This window comes from Pseudorhizobium halotolerans, from assembly GCF_902153235.2.
Classification (GTDB): domain Bacteria; phylum Pseudomonadota; class Alphaproteobacteria; order Rhizobiales; family Rhizobiaceae; genus Neorhizobium; species Neorhizobium flavum.
In genome coordinates this window covers 1-23,980 of sequence record NZ_CABFWE030000007.1, presented here as the reverse complement: position 1 = coordinate 23,980, position 23,980 = coordinate 1, and the positions used below count along the sequence as shown (strand labels likewise).

23 protein-coding genes, 2 tRNA genes and 1 riboswitch are annotated in these 23,980 nt (G+C 63.1%); of the genes, 10 read left to right on the top strand and 15 right to left on the bottom strand.

What is annotated here, in order from left to right; all coding sequences use genetic code 11:
* Positions 1 to 87: 87 nt before the first annotated feature.
* Together pgi and FN060_RS12995 are read right to left on the bottom strand one after the other, a co-directional pair.
* On the bottom strand, positions 88 to 1,713 hold the full coding sequence (pgi, locus tag FN060_RS13000) for a glucose-6-phosphate isomerase (protein ID WP_142588512.1): 1,626 nt from the start codon (positions 1,711 to 1,713) through the stop codon (positions 88 to 90).
* 102 nt (positions 1,714 to 1,815) lie between these two features.
* The gene (locus FN060_RS12995; RefSeq protein WP_142588511.1) at positions 1,816 to 3,513 is read right to left on the bottom strand and encodes a long-chain fatty acid--CoA ligase; all 1,698 of its coding nucleotides are present in this window, start codon (positions 3,511 to 3,513) and stop codon (positions 1,816 to 1,818) included.
* 226 nt (positions 3,514 to 3,739) lie between these two features.
* Here FN060_RS12995 and FN060_RS12990 point away from each other — a divergent pair, with 226 nt between their 5' ends.
* Together FN060_RS12990 and FN060_RS12985 are read left to right on the top strand one after the other, a co-directional pair.
* Positions 3,740 to 4,132, top strand: a complete 393-nt coding sequence (locus FN060_RS12990; RefSeq protein WP_142588510.1) for a PRC-barrel domain-containing protein — start codon at positions 3,740 to 3,742, stop codon at positions 4,130 to 4,132.
* A 115-nt stretch (positions 4,133 to 4,247) separates the two neighbouring features.
* On the top strand, positions 4,248 to 5,363 hold the full coding sequence (locus FN060_RS12985) for a hypothetical protein (RefSeq protein WP_142588509.1): 1,116 nt from the start codon (positions 4,248 to 4,250) through the stop codon (positions 5,361 to 5,363).
* Between the two features lie 15 nt (positions 5,364 to 5,378).
* Here the strand turns inward: FN060_RS12985 and nadE are convergent, their stop codons facing one another.
* The 3 genes from nadE to FN060_RS12970 are packed head-to-tail and all read right to left on the bottom strand — an operon-like array spanning position 5,379 to position 8,165.
* Entirely contained in the window at positions 5,379 to 6,374 is a 996-nt protein-coding gene (gene nadE / locus FN060_RS12980; RefSeq protein ID WP_244665807.1) for an NAD(+) synthase, read from the bottom strand.
* Positions 6,371 to 7,924, bottom strand: a complete 1,554-nt coding sequence (locus FN060_RS12975; RefSeq protein WP_142588508.1) for a class I adenylate-forming enzyme family protein — start codon at positions 7,922 to 7,924, stop codon at positions 6,371 to 6,373. Before FN060_RS12975 ends, nadE begins: the two co-directional genes overlap by 4 nt.
* 7 nt (positions 7,925 to 7,931) lie before the next feature.
* Positions 7,932 to 8,165, bottom strand: coding sequence for an acyl carrier protein (locus tag FN060_RS12970; protein WP_235864224.1), 234 nt, complete (start codon positions 8,163 to 8,165; stop codon positions 7,932 to 7,934).
* Between the two features lie 255 nt (positions 8,166 to 8,420).
* Between FN060_RS12970 and xth the strand changes: the two genes are divergently transcribed.
* On the top strand, positions 8,421 to 9,197 hold the full coding sequence (xth, locus tag FN060_RS12965) for an exodeoxyribonuclease III (protein WP_142588646.1): 777 nt from the start codon (positions 8,421 to 8,423) through the stop codon (positions 9,195 to 9,197).
* A 39-nt stretch (positions 9,198 to 9,236) separates the two neighbouring features.
* Here xth and FN060_RS12960 read toward each other — a convergent pair whose 3' ends face one another.
* From FN060_RS12960 to FN060_RS12935, 6 genes are all read right to left on the bottom strand, one after another.
* Entirely contained in the window at positions 9,237 to 10,163 is a 927-nt protein-coding gene (locus FN060_RS12960; protein ID WP_425312168.1) for a dihydrodipicolinate synthase family protein, read from the bottom strand.
* Positions 10,160 to 10,861, bottom strand: a complete 702-nt coding sequence (locus FN060_RS12955) for a ribonuclease activity regulator RraA (RefSeq protein WP_142588506.1) — start codon at positions 10,859 to 10,861, stop codon at positions 10,160 to 10,162. Before FN060_RS12955 ends, FN060_RS12960 begins: the two co-directional genes overlap by 4 nt.
* A 106-nt stretch (positions 10,862 to 10,967) precedes the next feature.
* Entirely contained in the window at positions 10,968 to 11,147 is a 180-nt protein-coding gene (locus tag FN060_RS12950; RefSeq protein WP_052636720.1) for a hypothetical protein, read from the bottom strand.
* 124 nt (positions 11,148 to 11,271) lie between these two features.
* Positions 11,272 to 11,466 (bottom strand): hypothetical protein, encoded by a 195-nt coding sequence (locus FN060_RS12945; RefSeq protein ID WP_142588505.1) that lies wholly within the window; start codon positions 11,464 to 11,466, stop codon positions 11,272 to 11,274.
* Between the two features lie 49 nt (positions 11,467 to 11,515).
* A tRNA-Thr gene (locus FN060_RS12940) sits at positions 11,516 to 11,591 on the bottom strand.
* A 112-nt stretch (positions 11,592 to 11,703) separates the two neighbouring features.
* Positions 11,704 to 12,663 carry an NAD(P)H-dependent flavin oxidoreductase gene (locus FN060_RS12935; RefSeq protein WP_142588504.1) on the bottom strand — a complete coding sequence of 320 codons (960 nt, stop codon included), beginning with the start codon at positions 12,661 to 12,663 and terminating at the stop codon, positions 11,704 to 11,706.
* Positions 12,664 to 12,862: 199 nt separating this feature from the next.
* Here FN060_RS12935 and FN060_RS12930 point away from each other — a divergent pair, with 199 nt between their 5' ends.
* Positions 12,863 to 14,128 carry a regulator gene (locus FN060_RS12930; RefSeq protein ID WP_142588503.1) on the top strand — a complete coding sequence of 422 codons (1,266 nt, stop codon included), beginning with the start codon at positions 12,863 to 12,865 and terminating at the stop codon, positions 14,126 to 14,128.
* A 3-nt stretch (positions 14,129 to 14,131) separates the two neighbouring features.
* Here FN060_RS12930 and ppk2 read toward each other — a convergent pair whose 3' ends face one another.
* The gene (ppk2, locus tag FN060_RS12925) at positions 14,132 to 15,013 is read right to left on the bottom strand and encodes a polyphosphate kinase 2 (RefSeq protein ID WP_142588502.1); all 882 of its coding nucleotides are present in this window, start codon (positions 15,011 to 15,013) and stop codon (positions 14,132 to 14,134) included.
* A gap of 143 nt (positions 15,014 to 15,156) precedes the next feature.
* Between ppk2 and phoR the strand changes: the two genes are divergently transcribed.
* A complete protein-coding gene (phoR, locus tag FN060_RS12920) occupies positions 15,157 to 16,401 on the top strand; it encodes a phosphate regulon sensor histidine kinase PhoR (protein WP_142588501.1) in 1,245 nt (414 codons plus the stop codon).
* 95 nt (positions 16,402 to 16,496) lie between these two features.
* Here the strand turns inward: phoR and FN060_RS12915 are convergent, their stop codons facing one another.
* On the bottom strand, positions 16,497 to 17,021 hold the full coding sequence (locus FN060_RS12915) for a GcrA family cell cycle regulator (protein ID WP_142588500.1): 525 nt from the start codon (positions 17,019 to 17,021) through the stop codon (positions 16,497 to 16,499).
* Between the two features lie 377 nt (positions 17,022 to 17,398).
* Here FN060_RS12915 and FN060_RS12910 point away from each other — a divergent pair, with 377 nt between their 5' ends.
* The 3 genes from FN060_RS12910 to FN060_RS12900 all read left to right on the top strand — a co-directional run bounded on the left by FN060_RS12910 (position 17,399) and on the right by FN060_RS12900 (position 20,700).
* Positions 17,399 to 18,595 (top strand): aspartate aminotransferase family protein, encoded by a 1,197-nt coding sequence (locus FN060_RS12910; protein ID WP_142588499.1) that lies wholly within the window; start codon positions 17,399 to 17,401, stop codon positions 18,593 to 18,595.
* 33 nt (positions 18,596 to 18,628) lie between these two features.
* Positions 18,629 to 19,546 carry an ornithine carbamoyltransferase gene (gene argF / locus FN060_RS12905; protein WP_142588498.1) on the top strand — a complete coding sequence of 306 codons (918 nt, stop codon included), beginning with the start codon at positions 18,629 to 18,631 and terminating at the stop codon, positions 19,544 to 19,546.
* 164 nt (positions 19,547 to 19,710) lie between these two features.
* Positions 19,711 to 20,700: an Hsp33 family molecular chaperone gene (locus FN060_RS12900; RefSeq protein WP_142588497.1), complete on the top strand. Its 990-nt coding sequence runs from the start codon at positions 19,711 to 19,713 to the stop codon at positions 20,698 to 20,700.
* 15 nt (positions 20,701 to 20,715) lie between these two features.
* Here FN060_RS12900 and apaG read toward each other — a convergent pair whose 3' ends face one another.
* Both apaG and FN060_RS12890 read right to left on the bottom strand, forming a co-directional pair.
* Positions 20,716 to 21,108, bottom strand: a complete 393-nt coding sequence (gene apaG, locus FN060_RS12895) for a Co2+/Mg2+ efflux protein ApaG (RefSeq protein ID WP_077547498.1) — start codon at positions 21,106 to 21,108, stop codon at positions 20,716 to 20,718.
* 171 nt (positions 21,109 to 21,279) lie between these two features.
* Positions 21,280 to 22,464 (bottom strand): O-succinylhomoserine sulfhydrylase, encoded by a 1,185-nt coding sequence (locus FN060_RS12890; RefSeq protein ID WP_142588496.1) that lies wholly within the window; start codon positions 22,462 to 22,464, stop codon positions 21,280 to 21,282.
* Between the two features lie 44 nt (positions 22,465 to 22,508).
* Positions 22,509 to 22,587: riboswitch (SAM riboswitch) on the bottom strand.
* A gap of 74 nt (positions 22,588 to 22,661) precedes the next feature.
* Here FN060_RS12890 and FN060_RS12885 point away from each other — a divergent pair.
* Both FN060_RS12885 and FN060_RS12880 read left to right on the top strand, forming a co-directional pair.
* On the top strand, positions 22,662 to 23,756 hold the full coding sequence (locus FN060_RS12885; protein WP_142588495.1) for a 2'-deoxycytidine 5'-triphosphate deaminase: 1,095 nt from the start codon (positions 22,662 to 22,664) through the stop codon (positions 23,754 to 23,756).
* Between the two features lie 60 nt (positions 23,757 to 23,816).
* Positions 23,817 to 23,890 (top strand) — tRNA-Gly (locus FN060_RS12880).
* Positions 23,891 to 23,980: the final 90 nt, after the last annotated feature.

Genomic DNA, 23,980 nt, shown 5'->3' with positions numbered 1-23,980 from the left:
CGTCCTGGTGAGCGTCACCGGCAGCTGCCATCTCGTAAACGGCGCATACGCGGCCCAGTAGGGAGAACCCCGTCCAGGCCGGACGCGTCAGCTTCTGGCCTTCAGCAGCCGCGCCACGAGCCCCGCCGTCGAGCTGTCGTGGTCGTCGGCGGTTTCCTTGCCTTCGACGATCGGCAGCAGGCCGGTCGCTAGTTCCTTGCCCAGTTCGACGCCCCACTGGTCGAATGAGTTGATCCGGAACAGCACGCCCTCGACGAAGACGCGATGCTCGTAGAGGGCGATGAGGCGGCCGAGTGCAAAGGGCGTGAGCTGGTCATAGACGAAGGTGATCGAGGGACGATTGCCGGGGAAGACGCGATGAGGCGCGATCGCGTCCGCCTGGCCTTCGTCCATCCCCTTCGACGTCAGCTGTGCCTTCGCCTCCTCCAGCGTCCGGCCCTTCATCAGCGCTTCCGACTGCGCCAGGCAGTTGGCAATCAGCAGCTCGTGCTGGTGGCGCAGATGCGGCTCGAACCCGTTTGTCGCGATTATGAACTCAGCCGGAACGATGCTCGTGCCCTGATGGATGAGCTGGTAGAAGGCATGCTGGCCGTTGGTGCCGGGCTCGCCCCAGACCACGGGTCCGGAATCCCCCTCCACCGGCGTCCCGTCCACCGTCACACCCTTGCCGTTCGATTCCATGTCGAGCTGCTGCAGGTATGCGGGGAAACGCGCAAGACGCTGGTCATAGGGCAGGATCGCCCGCGAGGGATAGCCCAGCACATTGCGGTGGTAGAATCCGATCAGCCCCAGCAGCATCGGCAGGTTCTCACGGACCGGCGCCTCGCGGAAATGCCGGTCCATCGCGTGCGCACCGTCCAGGAAGCGGCCGAAGTTTTCCGGGCCGACTGCGATCATCAGCGGCAGGCCGATCGCCGACCAGATCGAATAGCGCCCGCCGACCCAGTCCCAGAAGCCGAAGACGCGTTCGCTCGCGATCCCGAAGGCAGCCACCTTGTCGAGGGCGGTGGAAACGGCCGCAAAGTGATGCTTCACCGCATCATCGCCGAGCTTCTCGGCGATGAACGCCCGCGCGGAGGCGGCATTCGTCATTGTTTCAATGGTCGTGAACGTCTTGGAGGCGATGATGAAGAGCGTCGTCTCGGCATCAAGGCCCTTCAGCGTGTCGGCGATGTGGGCACCGTCGACATTGGAGACGAAATGTGCGCGGGGGCCGTCGTGATAGGGCGAAAGCGCCAGCGTAGCCATGGCCGGGCCGAGGTCCGAGCCGCCGATGCCGATATTGACCACATCGGTGATCCTGCACCCAGTTGCACCCTTGAGGCTCCCGGAGCGAATTCCGTCCGCGAAGCCAGCCATGGCGGCGAGCACGCCATTGACGTCCGGCATCACATCCTTGCCGTTCACCAGGACAGGCTTGTTGGATCGATTGCGAAGCGCCGTGTGCAGGACGGCGCGGCCCTCCGTGAAGTTGATGGCCTCGCCGGAAAACATCGCATCGCGCTTCTGCGCAACCCCTGCCTCTTCCGCCAGCTTCTCCAGGAGAGTGATGACCCGATCGTTGACGGCCGTCTTGGAGAAGTCCATCAGCAGGTCATCCAACGAGACACTGTACCGCCGGAAGCGTTGCCGATCGGCAGAAAATGCCGCCCGCAGGTCGGTTGCAGCCGTGGCGGCGGCGGTGGTCTTCAGCTCGTCGATGATGGCCCGCATGGAATGTCCTCGTGATCCGGGGGAGGGATGCACGGGAACCTATAAGACTTCCATGTCAAATCAAGCGCAGCCTGAAGCGGCTGCGCTTGTGGATAATCGCCCTCAGCCGCGCAGTTCGCGACGAAGGATCTTGCCGACATTGGACTTCGGCAGCTCGTTGCGGAATTCGATCAGCCGTGGTCGCTTGTAGCCGGTCAGGTTGGCTGCGCAGTGCTCCCGCACGTCATGCTCCGTCAGCGCCGGATCCTTCTTGACGACGAAGAGCTTCACAGCTTCGCCGGAATGCGGGTCCGGCACACCGACCGCCGCGCATTCCAGCACGCCCGGATGCATGGCTGCGACTTCCTCCACCTCGTTCGGATAGACGTTGAAGCCGGAAACGAGGATCATGTCCTTCTTGCGGTCGACGATCTTCGTGTAGCCGCGCTCATCCATGTAGCCCATGTCGCCGGAGCGGAAGAAACCGTCTTCTGTCATGACCTTGGCTGTCTCGTCGGGCCGCTGCCAATAGCCGGCCATCACCTGCGGCCCGCGGATGCAGATTTCGCCGACTTCGCCGAGCGGGAGTGGCTTGCCGTCTTCGTCGCGAATGGAAATCTCGGTCGACGGCAGCGGCAGCCCGATCATGCCCGTGAATTCCTGCGTATCGAAGCGGTTGGCGGTGGCAACCGGGGAGGTTTCCGACAGGCCATAGCCCTCGGTGATCGCAGTGCCGGTCAGCGCCTGCCAGCGTTCGGCCACCGGCCGCTGCACGGCCATACCGCCGCCAAGGGCCAGGATCAGCGAGGAGAAGTCGATCTTTCCGAAGTCTGCATTATTCATCATCGCGTTGAAGAGCGTGTTGAGGCCCGGGAAGACATGCACCTTGTGCTTCTGCAGTTCCTTGACGAAGGCGGGAATGTCGCGCGGATTGGCGATGAGGATATTGTGCCCGCCCATGGCGACGCCCATCAGCGAATTCACCGTCAGTGCGAAGATATGGTAGAGCGGCAGTGCGCAGACGAAGGTCAGGACCTCGGGCCTTGGCCTGTTCTCGAACGCCGCCTCCAGCCACATGCTGATCTGCATCTTGTTGGCGATCAGGTTGGCATGCGTGAGAGCCGCCCCCTTTGAAACGCCCGTCGTGCCGCCGGTATATTGCAGGAAGGCGACATCGTTGCTGTCGATATCGACCGGCTTCAATGGAAGATGCGAGCCTTCCGTAAGGACCTTCTTGAACGGAATAGCCGAGGGGATCGACCAAGCCGGAACCAGCTTCTTGACCTTCCGGACCACCAGGTTGACGACATGGCCTTTCATGCCCAGCATGTCGCCCATCGCGGTCACGACAATGTGCCGCAAGCCAACTTCGGCTGCCACCTGCTGGACGGTGTGCGCGAAGTTCTCCAGAACGAAGATCGCCTTCGCGCCCGCATCCTTCAGCTGATGCTCGAGCTCGCGGGGCGTATAAAGCGGATTGACGTTGACCACGACGAAGCCGGCCCGGAGGATCGCGTAGGTGACGACCGGGTTCTGGAGCACGTTCGGCATCATGACGGCGACGCGGTCGCCCTTCTCCAGCCCCTGTGCCTGAAGCCAGGCCCCCACTTTGCGCGTTTCCACTTCCAGCTCGCGATAGGTCATCTCCCGGCCCATGCTCGAGAAGGCCACGCGCGGCAGATATTCTACGCAGCAGCTCTCGAAGAGTTCGCCGAGCGAACGATAGGAAAGGGCCGGAATTTCTGGAGGAACCGAAGAGGGATAGGAGGCAAGCCAGAATTTCTCGGAGTTGTCACTTACCTGCGCAGGCGCTTCGTTCATTTGGGCCTCCTCTTCCCTTTTATCTTGGCGGCGTCTCATGGCGCAAAGTCCTCCACTCTGCGGCAAGAGTCCCACTATGCCATGCTCTGTCCCACCGGGCTATAAGCTGATTGCTATATAACCTGCACGTAAACGTCAACGGTTCGCACGGTGGCCCGTGAGGGAACGAACGCGTGGACCATGAGTTTCGAAGGAAGCACTCACCGAACCATAAAGGAGGCACGTGATGTTGCATCAGGAACCGCGCGCGGGGCAGGACCCCTATGTGAAGGACACCCCGTCGCTGATCGCGAGCGACAAGGTGGAAGGTACCCGCGTCTATGGCGCCGACGGGCAGCATATTGGCTCGATCGAGCGCATTCTTCTGGAGAAGCGTGGCGGCCGCGTGGCCTATGCAGTCCTCAGCTTCGGTGGCTTCCTCGGCATCGGCGATGACTACTACCCGTTGCCGTGGGAAAAGCTGAACTACGATGAGGAACTCGACGGCTACCGCATCGACCTGACAAAGGACCAGGTCACGGGCGCGCCTCGCTACAATGATCTGGAGGACGACAGCTGGTACCAGGACAAGGGCCGTACGATCTACGACTATTACGGTGTCCCGCCGTACTGGGTGTAACGTTCCCAGCGTCGAAGGACAACGAAAGGCCCCGCACGCGGGGCCTTTTCCGTTTGCTTAATAGCTGCGTGCCAATCATGCAATCAGCCGTCGCAAAGCCGGAGCAAGCGGAAACATGTCACAGTCAGCAGGGCAGGGGAGCGTGCGCGATCTTGAGCGCGACGATATCTCCGCGGTTGCCCGCCTGTTCCAGAACACGTTTCGCAACGGTCAGGCGGTTCCCGGAGCGCTCGTAGAGTACATTCGGGAGGTCTTCCTCGATCACCCTTGGCATGAAGAGGATCTGCGCTCGAAGGTCTTTGTGGGGGAAAAGGGCGAGCTGAAGGGCTTCATCGGCGTCTTTCCATCGCGCCTGCAGCTCGAAGGCAGGCCGGTTCGCGCCGCGTTCGCGGGCTCCATGATGGTGCAGGAGCCCGAGCGGAATCCGCTGGCCGGCGCGCGGCTCCTGCGCGCATTCCTCGCCGGCCCCCAGGATATTTCCTTGACCGAGACGGCAAACGCCACCGCGCTTGGTATGTGGCAGAAGCTCGCATTGCCGCTCGATACCGCGTATAGCCTCAACTGGCTGCGGGTCTTTCGGCCGGTTTCCGCCGCAGTCAACGCTGCTGAACGCCGTCTCCCGAGTGCGCGTATACTTCGGCCTCTGGGCAGAGCCGCGGATGCGGTAGTCGAGAAGACCGGTGTCTCCTCGCTGCGTTTGTCGAAAGGTGCAACCGCGCGCCGCATCAGCTTCCGGGACGCGAGCGAGAACGAGTTCGCCGAAGCGGTGCTTTTATTGAGCAAGAGCTTTCCTCTTCGCCCGCTCTGGAATCGTGCCATGCTCGACTGGTTTATCGGGCATGCGCGCCAGAAACGGGCATTGGGGGCACCCGTCTGGCGCATAGCGGAATCGAGGAATGGCGACATTGCCGCCTGCTATGCCTATTTCGGCGGAGCCGGTCGTATCGGCTGGCTGCTGCAGGCGCTCTGTGCGCCGGCGATCGCCGGTGATCTTGTCGATGACCTTTTCGTCCACGCGGACGGAAGCGGTTGCGCCGGGCTGCGGGGTGGTGGGCACCCGTGGTTGACCCACGAACTGATCACCCGCAAGGCAGTCTTCTATGGGCGGGCCTTCTTCGTGGCCCATTCGAAGGATGAGAGCCTCCTGCAGCCGATCAAGTCGGGGCAGGCGCTGATCAGCGGCCTTGCCGGAGAGAACTGGACCCGGTTGATCGGCGACCGATTCGACTGAACGGATGCCGCCCCATCAAAGCATGGTCGCCGGTGCGGCGTGCAGATACTCGGCCACTTTCCGCTTGGACGCGATATTGCGCCACACCGCATCCACCTGCTCCGGCGTCAGGCCAGCCGCATCGGCTACGGCATCCGGTGAAACACCATGGTCGAGCCCGAAGAGGCAGATGTCCATCCGGTCGTAGGGAAGCGAGAAGTAATACTCGTCCTGGCCCTGGGGCAGCGACCAGGTATCGGTTGTCGGCGGTCGGCGACGGATCTCTTCCGGCACGCCCAAAGCCTCTGCAAGCTGATAGACCTGGGTCTTGTAGAGGTGCGCGATCGGCTTGAAGTCTGCCGCGCCGTCGCCGTTCTTCACGAAGAAGCCCTGGTCGTACTCCAGCCGGTTCGGCGTCCCCGCGACCGCATAGTTCAGGCGGTCGCCATGGTAGTACTCGATCTGCTTGCGAGTGCGCTGCTTCATATTGGCCGCCGCGATCATGCCGAGATAGACGTCGAGCGGCATCCGGTGCCGGCTCTGCTCCCCGGTCGGCGAAGCGACGACAAGCCAGGAAATATTGTAGCCGCGGTTCGAGAGGGCATTCTCCAGCACCACCTTGCAGCCCCAGCCTTCGCCGAATTCCGGTACGATCTGTCGGATGAAGCCGTCGCGCCGGGTGTAGCAGCCCGCCGCGGCGAGGGCCGGTCCGATGTCTTCCAGTACCGTCTCGACACCGGTCGCGGCGGCGAGTGCCCGTCCCAGCCGCAGGCTTTCCGGGTCGGAATCGTGCTCGGGCATGAAGATGCCAGTCACCCTGGAAGGGCCGAGGGCCCGGGCGCAAAGGGCTGCCGTGACGCTGGAGTCAATGCCGCCGGACAGGCCGAGCACGACGCCGCGCTTGCGCAGGTCCTTCAGGACGGTCTCCCGGATCCAGGCGCAGATGCGCGCGATCTCGGCCTCGGCATCGAGACGGAGGCTGACGGCGGAAAAGGCCGCATCCTGGCGGGCGATCTTCATCGTCTGGTTCATATTGCAGTCTCCAGTTTCCCCTCGACGAGGTCGCCCTCGGCGCTCATCCTGATCTTGCCGGTCGTCGTTCGCGGCAGCATTTCCCGGAATTCAACCATCTTCGGCACCATGTAATCCTCAAGCTGGCTGGCGCAGTGACGCATGACGTCACGCTCGGACAGGGTAGAGCCGGGTTCCAGAGCCACATGGGCGCGGACGACCTGGCCGAAGACCGGATCCTCCATTCCCGTCACCGCCGCCTCCCGGATACCGGGCAGCGCGTAGAGCACCCGCTCGACCTCCTGCGGGCTCACCTTCTCGCCGCGGGTCTTGATGATGTCGTCCTTGCGGCTGACGAAATACAGAAAGCCGTCGGCATCGGTCCTGAAAAGGTCTCCCGTTCGCAGGCATCGTCCGCCCTCGATTTCCCTCGGGCGTTGCCTGGGATCCGCCCCGTCGCCCCAGTAGCCGGCCATGACATGCGGCCCCTCGACCACCAGCTCGCCCACTTCCCCGGGGGTGCAGGGTTGGCCGTCGTCCCCCACGACATAGACGCGCGTGCCTGGAATGGCCTTGCCGACGGATGTCGGGCGGCGTGCGATTTCAGTCGGCTCCAGATAGCTCACCCGCAGACACTCGGTCTGGCCATACATGATGAAGATCAGTGTGCCCGGCATCATTTCCCTGAGCCGCCCGGACAAGGCGGGCGGCAGCGCCGCTGCGGCGCTCGTGACGTAGCGAAGGGAGGCGAATTGGCTGTCAGGAAGGTCCTTCATGCCGGCAATCAGCGCGGCCATGGCCGGCACCAAGGGCAACCCTGTCGCCTTCTCCGCGGCAAGCCGGTCGAGGATCGTGCGAGGAAAGGCAAAGCTCTTCTCCAGCACCAGCCTTCCACCAACCGAGGCCATCGTCACCATCTGCGTGATCCCATAGCCGAAGGAGAGCGGCAGAACGCTCAGGACGATGTCGTTCTCGGTATTGCCGAGATAGCCTGCGATCGACTGGCAGGCGGCATCGACATTCGCATGCGTCAGCATCACGCCCTTCGGGCGTCCGGTGGAGCCGGAGGTATGAATGAGGAGGGCGAGCTCCGACTCGTCCGCGCGCGGCGGGGGCCGATCCGTTTGCCCGCCGAATGTCATAGTTGCGAACGAGAGCGCATCCCCGACGGCATCATTCGCGGCTTCCGTGTTGATGACGATGGGCTGGCAGCCGCTTGCTCCGATCGCCGCCTGGACGGACAGGATCTGCCGTGCCTGGGTTACGACTGCTGCGGGCCGGATGCTAGAAAATATGGCCGCGAGCTTCTCCGATTTCATCGACGGATAAAGCGGACAGGCTACAGCACCAGCCTTCCAGGCTGCAAAGAAGCTCAGCGGAGCCTCAACCCCGTTCTCCAGCAGCAGCGCCACCCGATCACCCGGCTGGACCCCGGCCTTGAGGAGCGCGGCGGCGAGGTGCTCGGATCGAGTATCGAGATCGGCATAGCTCAGGCGGCACCCACCCGCGACAAGAGCGACCTTGTCGGGATAGCGGCGGGCGCTGTCGCGGAGCCTTGCCTCGAGCCGCATCGGGGTTTCAGGCGGCAACCGGCAGCTTGCGCGCCAGGTAGTTGGTCATGGCATCGACGCTGTCGAGGTTTTGCGGGATAATTTCTTCATCCGCGATGCTGATGCCGTAGCTGGTCTCCAGGAAGGCGATCAACTCGAGCACACCAGTTGAATCCATCACGCCGCTTTCCAGCAGAGACTGGTCGTCGGCGATCTCCGCATCCGCGCGAAAAAGGAAGTTTTCGGCAATGAACTCGCGCACCGCGGGTCGGAATCTCTGGCTCATGACTGGTCGCTCCGAGGTATATCTCTATCTGCCATGCCGTCGCGTAAGGAATTGCGGCATGTCTCAACGAGAATTCACCATGACACCGTCACCTGAATCTTTCGCTAAATGGCATCGTAAAGACTTCACAAAACATGCAGAGGTTGTAATGTTCGACAATGGTTGCGCGACGCGGCTGAATGGGCCGACGGACAACGCTTCATCCTTCGCGGTCATGAAATCCGTGCGGGCATGAAGATCGCGACCTTCAACGTCAACGGCGTCAACGGCCGGATCGACATCCTTCTCCGCTGGCTCGACGAGGCGCGTCCCGACGTGGTCTGCCTCCAGGAGTTGAAAGCGCCGCAGGAGAAGTTTCCCCGCCGTGCACTGGACAAGGCAGGCTATGGCGCGGTCTGGCACGGTCAGCAGCGCTGGAACGGGGTGGCCATCCTGGCACGCGATGTCGAGCCGATCGAGACGCGCCGCGGCCTGGGCGGTGATCCGGAGGACAGTCACAGTCGCTATATCGAGGCGGCCGTCAACGGCGTGCTGATTGGCTGCCTGTATGCGCCGAACGGAAATCCGGCACCAGGCCCCAAGTTCGACTACAAGCTCAGCTGGTACGAGCGCTTCCTTGCTCACACGCAAGACCTCTTGGAGACGGGCGCTCCGGTGGTGCTCGCAGGCGACTACAATATCATGCCGACGGACATCGACGTCTATGCGCCGGAGCGCTGGCAGGACGATGCGCTGTTCCGGCCCGAGGTGCGCGAGGTCTTCCGCAACCTCGTGTCGCAGGGCTGGACGGACGCCCTGCGTCATCTTCATCCCGATGGACGGATCTACACGTTCTGGGACTATTTCCGGAACGCCTGGGGTCGCAATGCCGGCCTCCGCCTCGACCACCTGCTGCTCAGCCCGTCCGTTGCGGCCCGTCTGGACGAGGCCGGCGTCGACCGCCACGTGCGCGGCTGGGACCATGCCAGCGACCACGCGCCGACATGGGTTACACTTCTCGACGATTGAGGAGCCGGCACGGACGAGCATGCCCGCGCCGGCAACGGGTCAGAGGGCAGCCCGCTTGTCGCGGCGGCCGAGCCGCTGCAACAGATAGTCGACCTCGGCCCGCGCCGTCTCCGAAAGGGCAAGCCCCGGCTTGCGCTGCGCATCCGACGTGATGACGCCACGCCGTTTCAGCACGTGCTTTCGCACGGCAAGCCCGATGCCGAGCTGCTGCTCGTAGCGGATCAGCGGCAGATGGGCATCAAAAAGATCGTGCGCCTCGTCCCGCTTTCCGGCGGCGAACAAGCCGATCAGCTCGTTCAGCATGTCCGGAAAGCCGTATCCTGTCATTGCGCCATCGGCGCCACGTTCCGGTTCGAAATCGAGGAACATGCCGCCATTGCCGCAGAGGATCGAGAACGGCCTTAGTTCGCCCGCCTTCTGCATGGCGCGCAGCCTGGAGATCTTTTCCAGCCCCGGCCAGTCCTCGTGCTTCAGCATCAGGCAGGAGGAATGGTTCGAAATGACCTTCGCCACCACGCTCGCCGACATAACCACGTTCAGCGTCAGCGGGTAGTCCTGCAACACCCAGGGCACGTCGTCGCCGACCGCCTCCACGGCCTGCCCGAAGTAGCTGATGATCTGCTCGTCTGTCCGGAGTGCGGGCGTCGGCGCGATCATCACGCCGACCGCCCCCATGTCCATGGCATCGCGGGCAAGCGATCGCATTGCAGCAAATCCGGGAGCCGAGACGCCGACAATCACGGGCACTCGCGAGCGGCCGACCACCTGCCGGATGATCGCCCGGCTCTCCGACGGCTCGAGTTTCGGGGCTTCCCCCATGATGCCGAGGATGGTGATCCCGGTGCAACCGCTGTCCTGGTAGAAATCCGTCAGCCGGTCGACCGACGGCGTATCGAGCGAGCCGTCCGGCAGGAACGGCGTGGTGGCGATGGCGTAGACGCCCTTCGATTGGGTGGAAAAGCTCACTGGGCGTCCTTCCATGCCTGGTAGCGCGCCTTGGTCTCGGCATTCATCGGATAGAGGCCGGGAAGCGGCACGCCGCGGTCGACTTCCGTCATGATCCAGGCTTCCATCCGCTCCTGCTCCGGCGCCTCGGCCAGTACCGCATCGAGCAGTTTTGCCGGGATCAGCACCGCCCCGTCTTCATCCACCACGACGATGTCGTCTGGGTAGACCGCAACGCCGCCGCAGGCGATCGGCTCCTGCCAGCCGACAAAAGTAAGGCCTGCAACGGACGGTGGCGCAGCGACGCCGTTGCACCAGACATCCAGGCCGGTGCCCAGCACGCCTTCCGCATCCCTTACCACGCCATCCGTCACCAACCCGGCAACGCCCTTCTTGACCATGCGCGAGCAGAGGATGTCGCCGAAGATGCCTGCATCGAGCACACCCATTGCGTCGGCGACGGCCACGCAGCCTTCCGGCATCGCCTCGATTGCGGCGCGGGTGGAGATCGGTGACGCCCAGCTTTCCGGCGTTGCGAGGTCTTCCCGCGCCGGCACGAAACGGAGCGTGAAGGCGGGGCCGACGACGCGTCCCTGCCCAGCCTTCAGGGGCTTGGTGCCGCGCATCCAGACATTGCGCAGGCCCTTCTTCAGCAGCACGGTGGTCAGCGTAGCGGTGGAGACACCCTTCAGCGTCTCGACGATCTTCGGATCAAGCATGTAATTTCCTCGGCACTTGGGTGGCGGAACGGTCCGTCACGGCCGCGGATATTCTGTTGTCCGACAAGATGCGTCAAGCAAGGCAAACTTGCTTTCGGTTCGCCCTTTAGTCCTTGCCCGACGTCCGGTCGGTATCGCCGTTCTGGAAGATCCGTCGGTCGTCATCGGCCTCGCCGACGTCGAACTCTTCCACCGGCGAGATCGGCGAATTCCCCGAGACCTTTGCCTGCTCGTCGGTCTTCTGCTGGGCTTCCTGCTTGGTCTCTTGCTTGTCAGTATGGTTCATCGTCTGCCTCCTGGTTCTCAATGAGAACGGGCGAAAGCAGGGTTTGTTCGCATAAGGACGAAAGCGTATCGTTCAGCGACCGTGGTCTGGCACCGATTAAACCTAATCCGTGGAAACCCCGTCGCTACCGAAACCACCGCTCCGCCGCCGCGAGAAGCTCCTCCTCGGACCTCACACCGTCCTGGAACAGCCGCACCAGCAGCATCGCCAGCTCGTCGGGATGGGTGTCGTGCTCAGGCACGACCTGTGCAAATACCCGTTCGAGCAAGGCAAGGTCTTCGGGACGAAGAAGAACATCGGAGGGAATACGGCCACGCATGATGACACGCTACGGCCCGAAAAGGCTTTAGGCAAGAGTGTGTGGTAAATGGTGCCGCTTACGTGACTCGAACACGTGACCCCATCATTACGAATGATGTGCTCTACCGACTGAGCTAAAGCGGCATGACAGCCGGCGGGCCGGCTGCGATGTGATGCGGCTGATACAGGCAAAGAACGCCGATTTCAAGCCGGGAATTTTCCGCAATGGAATTTTACCGGATGGGCGCTGTCGGTCTCAACCGCACAACCCCTCCCGTGCGGCGCGATATTCCCGTTCCAGCCTGTCGACCAATTCCGCCACCGGAACGACAGCCTTGACGGACCCGACCCCCTGGCCCGCGCCCCAGATGTCCTTCCAGGCCTTCGCGCCGGTGGTCGCCTTGTCAAAATCCATCTTGGAGGGATCGGCGACGGGCAGATTCTCCGGATCCATGCCTGAAGCAAGGATCGAGCCCTTCAGGTAGTTGCCGTGGATCCCGGTGAAATAGTTCGAGTAGACGATGTCGGCAGCCTGGGACTGGGCGATCATCTGCTTGTAGGCATCTGACGCGCGCGCCTCCTCGGTCGCGATGAAGGGCGTGCCGATATAGGCCATGTCGGCACCCATGGCCTGAGCGGCCAGGATCCCGCCGCCCGTGCCGATGGCCCCGGCAAGCAGCAGCGGGCCATCGAACCATTCACGGATCTCCTGCACCAGTGCGAAGGGTGAGAGTGTGCCGGCATGGCCGCCCGCGCCGGCAGCCACCGCGATCAGCCCGTCTGCACCCTTGCGGATCGCCGAATTGGCGTGCCGGTTGTTGATCACGTCGTGCAGCACGATGCCTCCATAGGAATGAACGGCGGCATTGACCTCGGGGACGGCGCCCAGCGAAGAGATGACGATCGGCACCTTGTACTTCACGCACATCATCAGGTCGTGCTCCAGCCGCTTGTTGGAGGTGTGCACGATCTGGTTGACGGCGAAGGGGGCGGCCGGTTTGTCGGGATTGGCGGCGTCATGCGCGGCAAGCTCTTCCGTGATCATCGCCAGCCATTCGTCGAGCTGGCTCTCCGGCCGCGCATTGAGCGCCGGGAAGGCACCCACCACCCCGGCCTTGCATTGGGCCAGCGTCAGCGCCGGATGGGAGATGATGAAGAGCGGAGAGGCGACAACCGGCAGGCGCAGTTTGTCCTTCAGGATGGGCGGCAGCATCATATCCTCCTCAACTTACGTTTACGCAAACGTAAGCTTTCCTAGCAGAGGCGGACGCATTCGAAAAGGGTCATGGGAGCGCAGGTGAGAGAGCCGGCCGCAGATTCGACAGAATGCCGGTGCTTGCAGTTCGTGAGCGGAAAGATTACCGAAACGTAAAGGCATGCGCCGGGCGCGAGGCGATGACAGGGCAGGATTGGCATTGAGCGGTTTGGAAACAGCGATCAGGAACGCGTTGGAAAAGTCCGAGCGCAGCAATCCCGATGTCCGGGCCCGCATCTATCAGTCCGCGCGACAGGCCTTGGATGCCGGGCTGAAGAAGCAGGGCATTTCCGATGAGCAGGTGGTTCTGGCGCAGCACCAGCGGCTCGAACAGAAGATACGGGAGATCGAGTTCGAGGAGCGGAAGGCCGTCGCAGCTGCCGCGTCGACCCCCGCTGCCGCGACACCACCCGCTGCGCCTCGGGTAGCACCGGCGGAGGCGCCTGCCGCTACCTCACCTGCAGTGTCTCCAGCTGCCTCCCCGATTGCCCCACCGGTCTCTTCGGGTGTTTCGCGGGAGGCGCCGCGTTCCCCCGCGTCTCGCCCGCAGGATGACGCGCCCCTTCTGGGAGGGGCGACGCGCGATGCCAGTCGGGACATCTCCAGCGCGCCAGGTGTGGCCAGTGCTTCCGGCCTCGATTCCCTGCGCGCCGCTCGGGATATTCCTTTCGAGGCCCGGCAGGAGCCGCAGGCGGCCCCGCTTCCGGTAGGCGAAGCGCGCGACGCGAAACGGCCACGCGATGAGACCCTGCTCGAAACTCGACCCGAACGCACGGCAAAGCCGCGCCGGCGCCGCGGTTTCCTGTCCGTGCTCCTTGCATGGCTCGTCTTCTTTATCCTGGTCGGTCTTGCCGCCTGGTGGGCCTATTCGTCCGGTCTCGTCCAGCAGTCGCTGCAGCAGGCGCTTGACGCTGCCGAACGGACCGCGGGCGGCCCATCGTCCGACCTCGGAAGCCGAGGACCACAAAACGGTTTCTCCGAAGCGTGGACGGAGGTTTTCTCCGGCGGCAATGCGAACACGCTTGAAGGTGGTGCTGCCGCTCGGCTGGAGCCGGTAGCCATCCAGGGAACGACTGCGGCGCGCGTGATGTCCGGCGCGTCCACCGCCGAGGGCGATGTTTCCATTCCCGTCCCTGCGGAAATCCTGCAGGAGCTGGCGGGCAAGTCTTCCACGATCGCCCTGACCGTGCAGTCGGCAGCGGAAGCGCCGGTGCAGTTCTCGGTCCGTTGCGACTTCGGAAGCCTCGGCGCCTGTCCCCGCCATCGCTTCACGGCGCGGCAGGAGCGGGCGGACGTGCTGCTGCGCGTGACCTTCGAACGCTCGATCGCTCCGAATGCCCCCGGTAGGCTGGTGGTCAATACCGGTCTCGACGGCGCCGAGGCGGCGATCCTTCTGCATTCGGTTCGGGTGCTTCCGGGACAGTAGCCTTTAGCGCAGGAAGTCGGCACCTTCGCCGAGGATGTTGTGATCGATCTCGCCGACCGCCTTCTCGTCGCGACCCTCGTAGTCGATCGATAGCAGAATCTGTCGGATCACGTTAATCCGAGCCCGCCGCTTGTCGTTCGCCTTCACCACCGTCCACGGTGCATGCTTCGTGTGCGTCTTCTTCAGCATGCGGTCGCGCGCATCGGTGAAATCGTCCCACTTCGTCAGTGCCGCAATGTCCATTGGCGAGAGCTTCCAAATCTTCAGCGGATCGTGGCGCCGGTCGTGAAAGCGCTTCAACTGCATCTCCTGGCCGATGTTCAGCCAGAACTTGAAGAAGTGGATTCCCTCATCGACGATGAGTTCCTCGAAGCGAGGCACTTCGTCGAGGAACTTCTTGCATTGTTCGGCGGTGCAGAAGCCCATGACCGGCTCCACCACGCCGCGGTTATACCAGGAGCGGTCGAAGAGCACGATCTCGCCAGCGGTCGGGAAGTGAGTGACATAGCGCTGGAAATACCATTGGCCCGCCTCCGTTTCGGTCGGCTTCGGCAATGCCACGATCCGCGCCGAGCGCGGATTGAGATAGGCGCGTATGGAGAAGATCGTGCCGCCCTTGCCGGCGGCGTCACGGCCCTCGAATACGGAGATCACCCGCTTGCCGCTGGCGTTCAGCCAGAACTGCAGCTTGACCAGTTCGATCTGCAGTCGCTCCAGCGTATCCGCGTAGTCGCGCTTGTCCATCTTGTCGTCATAGGGATAGCCCTCTGAACCGAGCGCGTTCTTGTCGATCCAGTCCGGCAGCTTCGGATCGTCAATATCGAAGACGCGCCGACGCCCGCCGATCTCGATGTCCACCGAACGGTCCTGTTTTGAGCTGCTCAATCTCTTCTCCTCTCGTTGGACAACGCCGGCAAAACGACGGGACGCTTCCTCGTAATTTATCGTTCATCCGCCGGGCGTCGATGTATATCTGTCATCAGATCGGTCTAAGAGCCAGAAAATCTGGATGGGGAGGTGAGTCGCGCATGGGTTCGCAGTGGGGGACATGGTTGAACAAGCGGTTCGGCGGCTCCTGGCTGCTGCTGCTTGCCCTGTCGCTCGCCGGAGCATTGAGCGTCTTCGCCGGCGTTCCGGTCTGGCAGGCAGGCCTTGCCTGGTTCGTGCTCGCCGGCCTCGTCCTCGTCGCCGATCATAAACCCGAGCCAGCGCCAGAGCGACCGGCGACCGCAGAGGAGCAGGCGCCGCACGATGTCGCAGAGGTAATCTCTGCCTCGCTCAATGCGCTCGACATACCCACCCTCCTGCTCGACGGGGAGGCCAACGTGTTATCCCGAAATGCCGCGGCCGACCGCCTCTTGGGCTCGCTGCCGCTTGGCGCTCATGTCGCTGGACGGCTGCGTTCCCCCGCGGTGCTGGACATCATCCGGGAGACACTGGCCACCGGCAGGCCGAACCAGATCGAGCATGTCGAGCGTCTGCCCTCGCAACAGGTCTACGTCGTCCGGATCGCGCCGGTTGACCTGCCCGGGCGGGACCAGCGGGACCGGCTGTACCTGCTCTCGTTTCGCGATGTGTCCGAACTGCATCGGCTCGACCGAATGCGTAGCGATTTCGTGGCCAATGCGAGTCACGAACTGCGCACACCGCTTGCGTCGCTGCGTGGTTTCATCGAAACCCTGCAGGGGGCGGCTAAGTCCGATCCGAAGGCCCAGGAGCGGTTCCTGTCGATCATGCTGGACCAGTCGACGCGTATGAGCCGGCTGATCGATGACCTTCTTTCCCTTTCCCGGCTCGAGTTGAGGTCGAATGTGGCGCCGGAGGGCAAGGTGAACCTCGTGCCCCTGCTTTCCCATGTCCGCGATGCACTCTCGCCTCTGGCAGAAGAACTCGGCGTGGAGATCAACCTTCATCTGCCGGAACGTGCGGTCGAAGTGACGGGTGACCGCGACGAACTGGTGCAGGTGTTCGAGAACCTGGTGGAGAATGCCTGCAAGTACGGCCAGGACGGCAAGACCGTCGATGTCTTTCTGAAGTCTCCGGAAGCCGGGCCCGTCGAGGTCACCGTTGTCGATCACGGCCCCGGTATTCCCTCGGAGCACGTCCCTCGTCTGACGGAGCGCTTCTACCGCGTCAGCGTTGCCGATAGCCGCTCCAAGAAGGGAACCGGTCTTGGGCTTGCCATCGTGAAACACATCCTTACCCGTCATCGGGCAAGGCTGGTGGTCACGTCCGAGATGGGCAAGGGCAGCCAGTTCACCGTCCGCTTCTGAGCCCGAATTCGTCCATTGGGCGGGGAGATCTTGATCTGGCACGCGCAACGAAAAAGCGGGCCCTCAAGGCCCGCTTCCACCATCGGCATTTTGGATCAGGCCCGTGCTGCAGCCTTCCGCCGGTCCGCCACTGGCTGATAGGCAAGGCGGGCATGATAGCCGCAATAGGGAGAGGCTTCCGAGGCGTCGACGCCGCAGAAGTGGAAGTCGTCCTTCAGCGGGTCTCCCATCGGCCACTTGCAGGTGCGTTCGGTCAGATCCGTCAGTGCAAGCTTGCGCGAGATCGGCACCACCACGTTGTTGGAAGGAACATAAGACATCTCGGGCAGGGCAACCTCAACGTCATCCTTCAGCGCCGTCGCGCCGATCGTACGGGCTACGGGCCGGGTTGCAACGCGTGCGGGATAGTTGGCCGGACGGGCTGGCGCCGGGCGTTTGGCTGAGCGGTTAGCACCGGTCGATCCGCCTGCCTTGGCGCGTCCGGGAAGGTTCAGCCGGTGAACCTTGCCGATGACGGCATTCCGGCTGACCCCGCCCAATTGGGCCGCGATCTGGCTGGCGCTCAGGCCCTCCGCCCACAGTCTCTTCAGCTTTTCGACGCGCTCGTCTGTCCAGTTCATGCCCGTTCTCCGCATTTGAACGTGTCCGGCATGCAGAATCCCCCGCCCTTGGCGCGAACGACAATTCGCGCCAGCTACTAGATATAGCTTGTTAGGTGACTAGTTCCGCCGCATGCAGTCTAGTTGTTGATTGGTAAACTACTGGGCCGGTGACTCCGTGGCAAGAGTCAGCGGAATCAGCACGAATCGATTTCGGGGTTTTCCCCAACTTGCTTTTCAAGCGAGTCATTTTTGTCACAGCCGCGAAGGTTGCAGGAAAGGGGGCTTTTGTTGACATCGCGGGGCGAAATGCCGATAGTGCCGGCGCCGCCCGACAGGGCGGCATTTTTGATTGATCGGGGCCACGCCCCTTGCATCTCCTAGAGGAGCCGCTCCCCATGGCCGAGGCCGCGCTGTTCGAAACCTATAACCGTGCTCCACTGCGCTTTGCGCGCGGCGAGGGTGTCTGGCTGGTGACGGAGAGTGGTGAGCGCTATCTCGATTTTGCCGCAGGTATAGCAGTCAATTCGCTCGGCCACGCCCACCCGCATCTGGTGGAGGCGTTGAAGGCCCAGGCTGACAAGCTGTGGCACCTGTCGAACCTCTATGACATCCCTGGTCAGGAGCAACTGGCGCGCCGGCTGACGGAAGCCACCTTCGCAGACAGGGTCTTCTTTACCAACTCCGGCGCCGAGGCACTTGAATGCGCGATCAAGACGGCGCGGCGCTACCAGTTCAGCAAGGGGCATCCGGAGCGGTTCCATATCATCACCTTCGAAGGTGCCTTCCACGGTCGAACGCTGGCGACGATCGCTGCCGGCGGACAGGCGAAGTACCTCGAAGGTTTTGGTCCCAAGGTCAGCGGCTTCGATCAGGTCCCCTTCGGCGATCTGGACGCGCTGAAGGCTGCGATCACCGACGCCACCGCTGCCATCCTGATAGAGCCGGTGCAGGGCGAGGGCGGCCTGCGCCTCGTCTCCCGGGAGTTCATGCGTTCCCTGCGGGACCTCTGTGATGAGCACGGTCTGCTTCTCATCCTTGACGAGGTACAGTCCGGCGTCGGTCGGACCGGCAAGTTGTTCGCTCATGAGTGGTCCGGCATCGCGCCCGACATCATGGCAGTGGCGAAGGGCATCGGCGGTGGTTTCCCGCTCGGCGCCTGTCTTGCGACGGAAGAGGCGGCAAGCGGTATGAAGGCCGGCACGCACGGCACCACCTATGGCGGCAACCCGCTGGCCATGGCAGTCGGCAATGCCGTTCTCGACGTTGTGCTGGCCGAGGGCTTCCTCGACCACGTGCGTGATGTCGCGCTTGTCTTCCGGCAGGGCCTGGAGAGCTTGAAGGATCGGTTCCCTGATGTCATCGACGAGATTCGCGGCGAGGGCCTGATGCTCGGCATCAAGGCAAAGGTGCCGAACAGCGAGCTGCTGATGGCCATGCGTGAGGAGCACATTCTCGCCGTGCCTGCAGGCGACAACGTGCTGCGGCTCCTGCCGCCTCTGATCGTCACCGCCGAGGAGGCTCGCGATGGTCTTGCACGTATCGAGCGTGCCGCGGAGCGCCTGCACCAGTCGGGCTTGAAGAAATCAGCGTAAGGAGTGCGGGGCGCCGGAGCCCTCATTGAAGACATGGCATCACCCAAGCATTTTCTCGATCTTTCAGCCGTCGCCGCCGATGACCTGCGGGTGATCCTCGATGACGCGCTCACACGGAAGCTGGCGACCAAGGCCGGCACGGCCGACAAGCCGCTCGCCGGCAAGATGCTGGCGATGATCTTCGAGAAGCCGTCTACCCGTACCCGCGTGTCTTTTGACGTCGGCATGCGCCAGCTCGGCGGGGAGACGCTCTTTCTCTCGGGTACCGAGATGCAGCTCGGCCGCGCGGAAACGATTGGCGACACCGCAAAGGTCCTCTCCCGCTATGTCGACGCGATCATGATCCGTACGACCGACCATTCGCGCCTCCTGGAGCTTGCCGAGCATGCGACCGTTCCGGTCATCAATGCCCTGACGGATGACACGCATCCCTGCCAGATCATGGCGGACATCATGACCTTCGAAGAGCATCGCGGACCGGTGAAAGGCAAGACGATCGCCTGGACGGGTGATGGCAACAATGTACTCCATTCCTTCGTCGAGGGCGCCGCCCGCTTCGGTTACCGCATGAACATGGCCGTGCCGATGGGATCGGAGCCGTCGGACAAGTTCCTGAACTGGGCGCGCAACAACGGCGGCGACATCATGCTCTGCCATGACGCAGAGCGCGCCGTCTCCGGCGCGGACTGCGTCGTGACGGATACCTGGGTTTCCATGAACCAGGAGCACAAGGCACGCGGTCACAACATCTTCCAGCCTTACCAGGTCAACGGCGCGCTGATGAAGCAGGCCAAGCCGGAAGCGCTCTTCATGCATTGCCTTCCGGCTCACCGTGGCGAGGAAGTGACCGACGAGGTCATCGACGGACCGCAATCGGTCGTGTTCGATGAGGCGGAGAACCGGTTGCACGCCCAGAAGTCCATTCTCGCCTGGTGTCTCGGCGCTCTTTGAGCCGTTCTTGACTTCGGGCGGCCCCGATACCACCTGTCGGCTATCGAGCTTTTCCCGTTGACGGAAGGGCATTCCATTATATTGCCGACAACTTTCACGCCCCGGCGGTTCCGTCGCCAGGCGCGCGTGCACAAATTGGCCCGTTAGGCGCCAGGGAGCAGACCATGGCGGAAGCCACTGTTGAACTGAGTGATTTCAACTTCGCCGGCGATGACCGGGTTGTCCCCTTCCAGGTGGAAGGCTTGGACGTTCGTGGTCGTGCGGTCCAGCTTGGCCCGCTTCTGAACGCGATCCTCGGGCGCCACGACTATCCCGCGCCTGTGGCCCGCCTTCTGGCGGAGGCGATCGTGCTGACGGCGCTTCTCGGGACATCCCTCAAGTTCGACGGCAAGTTCACCGTCCAGACGAAGGGAGACGGACCCGTCGATCTCCTGGTTGCCGATTTCACGACGCCCGACAGCCTTCGCGCCTATGCGAGGTATGACGAGGACGCACTTGCCGCGGCAGTTGCAGAGGGCAAGACTTCGCCGCCGGAACTGCTGGGCGCCGGCGTCCTTGCCTTCACCATAGACCATGGCCATGGCATGCAGCCCTACCAGGGCATCGTCCCGCTCGACGGCTCGTCGCTCGAGGAGATCGCCGGCGTCTATTTCCGCCAGTCGGAGCAGATACCCACCAAGGTGAGGCTGGGTGTGGCCGAGCTGCTGGATCGGGATGAGGCCGGCAAGCCGCGCCACAACTGGCGGGCGGGTGGACTGGTGGCGCAGTTCCTGCCACAGGCGCCCGAGCGCATGCGCCAGCCTGATCTCCATGGCGGCGATGGCGACGAGCGCGAGCATGACTACAGCGAGGACGATGCGTGGTCCGAGGCTCGCGTTATGGTCGAGACGATCGATACGGACGAACTGACCGATCCGCAGGTGCCGATCGAACGTCTGCTGTTCCGTCTGTTTCACGAGCGGGGCGTGAGGGTCTACAAGCCCCAGTCGGTCCTCGATCGCTGCAGCTGTTCGCGCGAGAGGCTTAAGGGCATTCTGGACAGCTTCAGCGCCGAGGAGATCGAGGCGAGCGAGCAGGACGGCGAGATTGCCGTCACCTGTGAGTTCTGCTCGACCACATACCGCTTCTCGCCGGAAGAGTTCACCGCGGCCTGACAGCCAGCCTTCGTCTCAGTTCAGCACTCTCAGAAGTCCCGGTGAATCCAGCGAGAACGCCGGGATTTCGACGTTGAATGCCTTCCCCTCGTCGTCTTCCATCCGGTAGTGGCCGAACATGATGCCGGAGGGCGTGTCGAGCGGGCAGCCGGAGGAATACTCGTAGGAATCACCTGGCAGGAGCCGTGGCTGCTCGCCCACCACTCCGGGACCTTCGACCTCGTCGACAAGGCCGTTCTGGTCAGTGATGTGCCAGTAGCGATGCGTCAGCCGCACCGCCTGGTCCGAATGGTTCTCGATGACGATGTGGTAAGCCCAGACATAACGGCTATCCTCCGGACTGGATTGCTCCTCCAGATAATAGGGCTCGACGACGACCTCTATATCACATGTCCTGGCGCGGTACATGCGCGACACCTTCTACCACATCCCATCCGATATGCTGCAGCTCCGCGGGAACGTCAAGAAACCCGGCGGGTTGGAGGGGAGCTCGGTGGCCTCTTGCGCGAACTTTCGCCGGTTAAGGATAACCGGCGCGCCGGCAGGCGGAACCTGCAACGCGCCCGGCGGCAGCCTTGGTCAACCCGGAACCTTCTCCAGAGCCTGTGCGAAATCTTCGAGCAGGTCGTCAGTGTCCTCGATACCCGCCGATAGCCTGAGCGTTCCCGGCGAGATGCCGAGTTCGGCGCGCGCCTCGTCCGTCAGGTTCTTGTGCGTCGTCGTCCCCGGATGGGTGATGAGGCTTTTGGCGTCGCCCAGATTGTTGGAGATCTTCACCACCTCCAGGGCATTCTGCAGTCCGAAGGCCGCGGCCTTGCCGCCCTTGAGTTCGAGGCAGACGAGCGTCGAGCCGCCGGTCATCTGCTTGGCGATGATGTCGGCCTGCGGATGGTCCGCGCGACCCGGATAGATGACCCTTGCCACCTTCGGATGGTTCGCCAGGAGGTCGGCGATCCGCCCGGCATTTTCCGTCTGCTGGCGCACCCGAAGCGGAAGGGTTTCGATCCCCTTCAGCAGGGTCCAGGCATTAAAGGGGGACATGGCAGGACCCGTATGACGGAAGTAATCCTGCAAGCTTTCCTTGATCCATTCGCTGTCGGAAAGGACGACGCCGCCGAGGCAGCGGCCCTGCCCGTCGATGTGCTTCGTCGCGGAATAGACGACGACATGGGCGCCGAGCTCCAGCGGCTTCTGGAAGAGTGGTGTGGCAAACACATTGTCCACCACCACCTTGGCGCCCACCTGGTTTGCGAGCTTCGCAACGCCGGCGATGTCGATCACCTCGAGCGTCGGATTGGTGGGACTTTCGAGGAAGAAGACCTTGGTGTTCTTCCGGACCGCCCTTTCCCAGTTGGTAAGATCCCGCCCGTCCACGAGCGTACACTCCACGCCGTATTTCGGCGCCAGCGTCTCCACCACCCAGCGGCAGGAGCCGAATAAGGCGCGCGCCGCAACGATATGGTCGCCCGCCTTGACCTGACAAAGGATCGCTGCTGCGACTGCGGCCATGCCCGAGGCCATGGCGCGCGCATCCTCCGCACCTTCCAGCAGGCACATGCGCTTCTCGAACATGTCGTTGGTCGGGCTGCCGTAGCGGGCATAGATATAGCCTTCGCTCTCGCCCTTGAAGCGTGCCTCGGCCGCCTCCGCCGTCTCGTAGACGAAGCCCTGCGTTAGGTAGATGGCCTCGGAGGTCTCGCCATACAGGGAGCGGATCGTTCCGCCATGGACGAGTTGGGTTGCGGGGCGCCATTTCGTGGTCATGCGCTTGCACCTTTCAGACACAAAAAAACCGGTCGCGTCAGCAGACCGGTTTCGCCCCGGTCTTTTTAGCCACTTGTTTAACGTGGCTGCAAGCCGACCGGCCAAATCACCACGGGATAAAGCTGCCATAGCGCCGGTCCTCGCTTGCGTCAATGGCAGGCATTTGGTTTTGTCCGGCAGGACGGGAAAGAACGACGATGAAAAGAACCACCGGGATCCTGGCCGATCGGGCCATCGCAGCGCTGTTTGACAGCGGGCGCCTCACATCCGAAAAGCCGCTGGACAGCGACCAGGTCCAGCCCGCCAGCCTCGATCTGCGCCTCGGCGCCAAGGCCTTCCGCGTTCGCGCGAGTTTCATGCCGGGCCCGAACAGCCGGGTCGCCGACAAGCTCGACCGGCTGAAGCTGCACGTGGTCGACCTTTCGGAAGGGGCGGTCCTGGAAACCGGCTGCGTCTACATCGTGCCGCTGATGGAACGACTGGATCTGCCGGCAGAAATGTCGGCCTCGGCCAATCCGAAAAGTTCCACCGGTCGCCTCGACATCTTCACCCGCGTCATCACCGACTACGCCCAGGAGTTCGACAAGATCCCTGCCGGCTATTCCGGCCCGCTCTATCTGGAAATCAGCCCGCGCACTTTCCCGATCGTCGTCCGTCGCGGCTCGCGCCTGTCGCAGATCCGCTTCCGCATCGGCAATGCGCTGCTGAACGAGCCGGAGCTTCTGCAATTGCATGGCGCCGAAACGCTGGTGGCAGCCCGCGAGCCCAATATCAGCGGAGGCGGCATCGCGCTGTCGATCGACCTCACCGGCGACAAGGAAGGCCTGATCGGCTACCGCGGCAAGCACCACACTGCCGTGGTCGACGTCGACAAGAAGGCCCAGCACGACATCTTCGACTTCTGGGAGCCTCTCTACAGCCGCGGCCGCCACGAACTCATTCTCGATCCCGACGAATTCTACATCCTCGTGTCTCGGGAAGCGGTCCACGTGCCGCCGCTTTACGCCGCAGAGATGACGCCTTTCGATCCGCTGGTGGGCGAATTCCGCGTCCATTATGCGGGCTTCTTCGACCCCGGCTTCGGGCATGCCGAGGCGGGCGGCCGCGGCAGCCGCGCCGTTCTGGAAGTGCGCAGCCACGAGGTGCCGTTCATTCTGGAAGACGGCCAGATCGTCGGCCGCCTCGTCTACGAGCACATGCTGGAACGGCCCGAAGCGCTCTACGGCCTCGGCCTTGGTTCGAATTACCAGGCGCAGGGCCTAAAGCTGTCGAAGCACTTCCGGATCGGCTGACGCATCCGCCGCGATCGATGCTTGACAGACGCCGCGAACTGGGCGAACTCTGCCCCCGTCGCGGGTGTAGCTCAATGGTAGAGCAGCAGCTTCCCAAGCTGACGACGAGGGTTCGATTCCCTTCACCCGCTCCAGCGGAGCTTCTGTTCAGCCTGGAGACATCGGTAACAGATTGTTCCTAAGACATGGGTGACAACCTCGTGCCGAACGGGTTGTCGATGGTT